The 1,342-nt window shown below is 33.1% G+C and carries 1 protein-coding gene and 1 pseudogene; both read right to left on the reverse strand.

The window, feature by feature from the left end; genetic code table 11:
- Nucleotides 1–847 (reverse strand): DegT/DnrJ/EryC1/StrS family aminotransferase (locus HG1285_RS01285; protein ID WP_008289432.1); only part of this gene is annotated, 847 nt, incomplete at its 3' end.
- A pseudogene (locus tag HG1285_RS20045) lies at nt 844–1,342 on the reverse strand (gfo/Idh/MocA family oxidoreductase); the annotation flags it as partial. The gene HG1285_RS01285 and the pseudogene HG1285_RS20045, both read right to left, overlap by 4 nt.

Raw genomic sequence — 1,342 nt, forward strand, 5'->3', positions numbered from 1 at the left:
TCTCGTCTCTTTTTGGATGTCTTAACGCGTATATGTGATACACATGTTTTCTATCTGGATACTCTTTTGGAATTATTAACCCAGGAAGATTTTCAAACTCTTTATTATAGAAATGTGCTATTTTTCTTCTTCTTTCATTATTTTCATCAAGTTTTTGAAGCTGGTGGTATCCTATCCCTGCCTGAAATTCTGTAATTCTTAAATTAAGTGCAGGATGGTCTCCAAACTCTATCCAGTTGGATATTTTTTCATCTATTTCATAGCTGTTTGTAGTAATAGCTCCACCTTCTCCCATTGCTACGTTTTTTGAAGCGTAAAAACTAAATGCAGCTAAATCTCCAAGGTTCCCTGCTTTTTTACCTTTGTACTCTGCCCCGTGAGCCTGCGCAGCATCTTCAAAAACTACGATATTTTTTTCTTTACAAATTTCGTTTATTTTATCCATATCCGCAGTTTGCCCAAAAAGGTGAACAGGTATCACTGCTTTTGGATTGTATTTTTCTACAGCTTCAATTAACTGCTCTGTATTCATGGTGTAGCTGTCATTTATATCAATTACTACAGGCGTTCCACCTGCAAGTAAAACTGCATCAATCGTAGCCATAAAGCTCATTGCTGGGACAATTACAACATCCTCTTTGCTGTTAATTCCTACAGCTTTTAATCCTATATAAAGGGCTGCTGTGCCACTGCAAACTGTATGGCAAAAAGTTGTTCCGATGTAATTTGCAAACTCTTCCTTAAATTTTAATGTCCATTTACCTCTTGTTATGTGTCCGCTTTTGATTATTTCTAAAACAGTCTGTTCTTCTTCTTTTCCAAAATCAGGTTTTATTATTGGTATCAATGAACCTTCTCCTTTATTTTGAATTTATCAAATTCTTTTAAAATTTCTAAAGCTCTATAAGAACTTTCAAATGATGGATTTTCAATAAACTTTTTTATCATACTTTCAAGTTTATCAAGGTTATCTTTTTCTTTTATAATTCCATCAGGGTAGATAATTTTGTCATTAACAAAATCAAATATTATATTTCCTTCCTTTGTTTTTAGTATCCACTCGCGTCTTAAATTTTCATAACTCCATGCGACCTGGAGGAAAAATTCATTTTTTTCAGTTTGCCCATAAACTTCAAAAATATCGCCTTTGTCAATTACTTTTTTTAGCTTTACATTTCCAAATAAATACTGGAATATATAAAGGTCATGCCATGCAAGGTCATAAAAAGGATTTATATATCCCCTTCCAAGATTTAGTCTGTAAGCTTCAACTTCGTGTACTAATCCTTTTTTACTAAAATTTCTTACACTGTTTGACTGAAGTTCTATCTCTGAAACTCCC

Source organism: Hydrogenivirga sp. 128-5-R1-1 (assembly GCF_000171895.1).